Genomic DNA, 4,660 nt, shown 5'->3' on the forward strand with positions numbered 1-4,660 from the left:
TTTTCCTTGTCTTGTCGACTTCGTTGACGACGCCGGAAAGGCGCACGATTCATAATATGGCATACGTATGATGTCTGGAAGAGGGAGTTCAGCGCGTGACCGGATCGTTATCCGTGAGGAGTTCCAGGTCGGCGGTGCGGGCCATGCTCTCCCAGTCGCCCGCGCCCATGCAGGCGAACGCTCCCGCCGCCGTCGCCAGCTCGAGGCACGCGGAGAGCTCCTCTCCGCGCACGCGGGCGGCGAGGAAGCCGGCCACGAAGGCATCGCCCGCGCCCACCGAGTCGACGACCGGCACCGCGAGCGCGGCGCGTTCGGCGACGATGCCGCCCTCGCGAGCGAGGCTGCCTCGAGCGCCGTCCTTGATCACCGCCGTCGCCGGGCCCAGCGCGCAGATGCGGTCGGCGAGCACGCCTCGATCGCCGCCTGTCGGCCCGACCAGCAGCTCCGCCTCGTCGACGCCCGCGAAGACGATCCGTGCGCGGCGGGCGATGTCGCGGTAGAGCTCGCCCGGATCCCCGGCCCGCCAGAGCGAGGCCCGGTGGTTCACGTCGAACGAGATCGGGACGCCCGCCGCCCCCGCCGTGTCCAGGACGCTCCGCACCTCGTCGACCGCGGTGGGCGAGAGGGATGCCGTGATGCCGCTGACGTGCACGTGCGCCGCGTTCCGGACGACGTCGGCGGGGACGTCGCCCGCTCGCAGCCGGCTCCCGGCGCTCCCGTCCCGGTAGAAGAGCACGCGGGTCGTGTGCGGCGTCCGCTTCTCCTTGACCATCAGCCCGGTCGCGGCATCCGGATCGACGATGCCGTGCACCGCGACGCCCTCCCCGCGGATGTCCCGGAGGACGCGGCGACCGAGGCCGTCCGCCCCCACCCGCCCGACCCAGACCGCCGGGACCCCGAGCCGCGCGAGGCCGATCGCGACGTTGCTGTCTGCGCCGCCGGTCCCGAAGCGCGCGTCGTGCACGTCGGCGAGGTCTCCGACCTCGGTCGCACGCACGAGCGCCATGGTCTCACCGAACGTGAGCACGTATCCGACGTCCGTCACGCGGCACGCACCTCCCCGGCGGCCGCCACGGCCGCGCGGCAGAGCCCGGCGACGGTGGCGAGGTCGCCCGCCGCGATCGCGGCGCGCGGCACCATCCAGCTGCCGCCGACGGCGGCGACCGACGGAAGGGCGAGATAGGCCGCGGCGCGCGGCGCGTCGATCCCGCCGGTGGGGATGAACGTCACGTCGGGGAACACCGCGGCGAAGGCGCCGACGGCCGCGACGCCGCCCAGCGGCTCGGCCGGGAAGAGCTTGAGGATGCGGTGGCCCAGGGCCCGTGCCCGAAGGATCTCCGTCGCCGTCGCCACGCCGGGGATCGCGTCGATCCCGCGCTCCTGCGCACGTTCCCGCACATCGTCGACGGTGCCGGGACTGATGACGAAGGAGGCGCCCGCGTCTGCGGCGGCATCCACCTGGTCCGAGGTGAGCACGGTCCCCGCGCCGACGCGGAGCCCGGGCGTCCGCGCCATGATCCGGATCGCCTCGAGCGCCGCGGGCGTCCGCAGCGTGACCTCCACCTGCCCGACGCCGGCCGCGACCAGGGTCTCGGCGAGGCCCGCGGCGCGATCGGCGTCGTCGATGACGACGATCGGCAGGATCGGCTCGAGCGCGCTCACCGGCCGAGCCATCCGCCGTCGACCGGGATGATCGCGCCCGTCACGTACTGCGCCGCGTCCGAGGCGAGGAAGACCGCGGCGCCGCCGAGGTCCTCGGCGCGTCCCCACCTGCCGGCGGGGATCCGCTCCAGGATGGCGCGCGAGCGGTCGGGATCGTCCTGCAGGGCCTGGGTATTGTCGGTCGCGATGTAGCCGGGCGCGATGCCGTTGACGGTGACGCCCTGCCCCGCCCACTCGTTCGACAGGGCACGCACGAGGCCCGCCACCCCGGACTTCGCGGCGGCGTAGCCCGGCACGAACACGCCGCCCTGGAACGACAGGAGGGATGCCGTGAAGAGGATGCGGCCGCGGCCCGCGGCCAGCATCCGTCGCCCCGCCGCCTGCGCCAGGAGGAAGCCGCTCGCCAGGTCGACCTCCAGCACCTCGTCGAACCAGTCCGCCGGGTGGTCCGCCGCGGGTGCGCGCTTGATCATGCCGGCGTTGTTGACGAGGATGTCGGCGGGCCGCTCCCGCTCGGCGAGCACACGCGCGAAGGCGACGGTCTGCTCCCGAACGGAGAAGTCCACGCGGTGTCCGGTGAACTCCCGACCGAGGGCGCGCACGCGGTCGCCGATCGCCGACCCCGCCGGGTCGAGCGACGCCGAGACGCCGATCACGTCGGCGCCGGCGCCGGCGAGCGCCTCCGCGAGCGCGAAGCCGATGCCCCGGGACGCCCCCGTGACGACCGCGAGGCGACCGGTCAGGTCGAAGGCGCTCATGCCTCGCCCCGCACGTCGACGAGGATCTTCATCGCCCCGCCGGTCTCGAGCACGTGGAACGCCTCGGCGACGTCGGCCAGTCCGACGACGCGGGTGATGAGCCGGTCCGCGGGGATGGCCCCCTCGGTCAGGAGCGCGACCGCCTTTTCGAAGTCGGGACGCTCGTAGACTCGGGCGCCCAGGATACGCAGCTCGCGCCAGAACACGCGGTGGAGATCGATCGGCCGCGGCTGGGGGTGGATGGCGACGACGACGAGCGTGCCACGCACCCGCACCAGGGAGGTGGCGCCGAGCACGGCCGCGGCCGCACCGGACACCTCGAAGACGACGTCCGCCCCGGCGCCGCCCGTCCAGTCCTCGACGACGCCGACCTGGTCGACCGCGCTCGGATCGATCGTGCGCAGGCCCATCTCCTCCGCCGCGGCCCGGCGGTCGGCGTCGACTTCGGCGATCAGCACATCCGCACCCGCGGCCGTGGCGACGGTGGCGATGAGGACGCCGATGGGCCCGGCGCCGATCACGACCGTCTTGTCACCGCGCCCGAGACCCGATCGGCGCACGTCGTGGACGGCCACGGCGACGGGTTCGACGAGCGCGGCGTCACGCAGGGAGAGGGATGCGGGCAGGCGCACGAGCACGTCCGCCGGCACGTTCCAGAGCTCTTGGAGGGCACCGGGACTGTCGATGCCGATGAAGTCCAGGTTCTGGCAGATGTGGGTGTTGCCCGCTCGGCAGGCGGGGCAGGTGCCGTCCCACGCGAGCGGCATGACCGTGACCGCATCGCCGACGGCCCAGCCGTGCACGCCCGGCCCGATCTCGTCGATGACCCCGGACATCTCGTGGCCGATCGTGGCGGGGATCTCGACGCGGCCGTCCATGTCGCCGTGGAAGACATGGAGGTCCGTCCCGCAGATGCCGACGTAGCCGACCCGGATCCGCACCTGGCCCGGTGCCGGCGCCGACGGCTCCCGATCGACGACCGCGATCGTCCGGTCTCCCTGATAGTTCGCCGCGCGCATCGCCGACCGGCCCCTTCGCTCGTCCGATGCCACGATCGTCGTGACATCTCTCTTGATTCACAGACATAATACGTATGCTGATTCATCGACACCAGTCCGAGACCGATCGCAGGCCTCGACCGGAGGACGGAGACCCCGTGAGCGCCGCCGACACCCTGCCCCGCCGAGCGCTGCGCACCGGCCTGGCCCTCACAGAGCTCGGGCTCGGAGCGGCGCAGTTCGGCAACCTCTTCCGTGAGACCTCCGACGAGGAGGCCGCCGGAGCCGTGCAGGCCGCGCTCGCGGGGGGCCTGCGCTACTTCGATACGGCGCCGCACTACGGCCTCGGCCTGTCCGAACGCCGGCTCGGCGCCGCGATCCCCGCGGGCGATCGGGACGCGATCGTCCTCTCGTCGAAGGTCGGTCGCCTGCTCGTCGACAGCCCCGAGACGGCGGACCGGCTCGACGACGACGGCTTCGTCGTCCCCGCCGCAACGCGTCGCGTGTGGGACTTCAGCCGCGACGGCGTGCTCCGCTCGGTCGAGCAGAGCCTGACGCGGCTCGGCACGGACCGACTCGACATCGCGTACCTCCACGATCCCGACGACCACTGGGACGAGGCATCCACGACCGGCGTCGACGCGCTCGCCGAGCTGCGCGACCAGGGCGTCGTCGGGGCGATCGGCGCCGGGATGAACCAGTCCGCCATGCTCGCGGAGTTCATCCGGCGCACGGACGTGGACGTCGTGATGGTCGCCGGACGACTCACCCTGCTCGACGCGTCCGCTCTCGAGGAGCTCCTCCCGCTCGCACGCGAGCGCGGCGTCGGCGTCGTGGCGGCGGCGGTCTACAACTCCGGGCTGCTCAGCAGCACGACGGTCGATCCGGCCGCGTCGTTCGACTACGGCACCGCGCCGGACGCGGTCGTCGCGCGAGCCCGCCGGATCGCGATGGTGTGCGAGCGCCACGGCGTGCAGCTGCCGGATGCGGCGGTGCAGTACGCCCTGCGGCATCCGGCCGTGGTGTCGGTGGTCACCGGCATGCGCACAGCGGCCCACGTGCGGAGCACGGTGCAGCGGTACCTCGCACCGATCCCCGAGGACCTCTGGGCCGAGCTCGCGAGCACCGGCCTCGTCCCCGATCCCGCGGCGGGCTGACGCACGGAGGGGCGGGATGCGGTGGTGGCCGCGTCCCGCCCCCCGTGTCGGGCCGGGTCAGGTCACTTGGTGACCTTGACCGTCA

5 protein-coding genes are annotated in these 4,660 nt (G+C 73.3%); 1 reads left to right on the forward strand and 4 read right to left on the reverse strand.

Going from position 1 to position 4,660, the window contains the following annotated elements; genetic code table 11:
• Positions 1 to 88: 88 nt before the first annotated feature.
• From BGO15_RS14705 to BGO15_RS14720, 4 genes are read right to left on the reverse strand one after another with little or no spacing between them, the layout of a single operon-like run.
• Positions 89 to 1,045 carry a sugar kinase gene (locus BGO15_RS14705; protein ID WP_286748446.1) on the reverse strand — a complete coding sequence of 319 codons (957 nt, stop codon included), beginning with the start codon at positions 1,043 to 1,045 and terminating at the stop codon, positions 89 to 91.
• Positions 1,042 to 1,662 carry a bifunctional 4-hydroxy-2-oxoglutarate aldolase/2-dehydro-3-deoxy-phosphogluconate aldolase gene (gene eda / locus BGO15_RS14710; RefSeq protein ID WP_286748447.1) on the reverse strand — a complete coding sequence of 207 codons (621 nt, stop codon included), beginning with the start codon at positions 1,660 to 1,662 and terminating at the stop codon, positions 1,042 to 1,044. Before eda ends, BGO15_RS14705 begins: the two co-directional genes overlap by 4 nt.
• Complete coding sequence (locus BGO15_RS14715; protein WP_286748448.1) at positions 1,659 to 2,420, reverse strand: SDR family oxidoreductase; 762 nt, start codon at positions 2,418 to 2,420, stop codon at positions 1,659 to 1,661. The genes eda and BGO15_RS14715 overlap by 4 nt, the downstream gene beginning before the upstream one ends.
• Positions 2,417 to 3,439, reverse strand: coding sequence for a zinc-dependent alcohol dehydrogenase (locus BGO15_RS14720; RefSeq protein WP_286748449.1), 1,023 nt, complete (start codon positions 3,437 to 3,439; stop codon positions 2,417 to 2,419). Before BGO15_RS14720 ends, BGO15_RS14715 begins: the two co-directional genes overlap by 4 nt.
• Before the next feature lie 137 nt (positions 3,440 to 3,576).
• Between BGO15_RS14720 and BGO15_RS14725 the strand changes: the two genes are divergently transcribed.
• Positions 3,577 to 4,575, forward strand: coding sequence for an aldo/keto reductase (locus BGO15_RS14725; RefSeq protein WP_286748450.1), 999 nt, complete (start codon positions 3,577 to 3,579; stop codon positions 4,573 to 4,575).
• The last annotated feature ends 85 nt before the right edge of the window (positions 4,576 to 4,660 follow it).

Origin of the sequence: Microbacterium sp. 71-23, assembly GCF_001897265.1 — a bacterium.
GTDB classification, from domain to species: domain Bacteria; phylum Actinomycetota; class Actinomycetes; order Actinomycetales; family Microbacteriaceae; genus Microbacterium; species Microbacterium ginsengisoli.

Coding starts and splice junctions, on each gene's coding strand:
- BGO15_RS14715 (WP_286748448.1), bottom strand. CDS start 2,420: ATGAGCGCCTTCGACCTGACCGGTCGCCTCGCGGTCGTCACGGGGGCG.
- BGO15_RS14720 (WP_286748449.1), bottom strand. CDS start 3,439: ATGCGCGCGGCGAACTATCAGGGAGACCGGACGATCGCGGTCGTCGAT.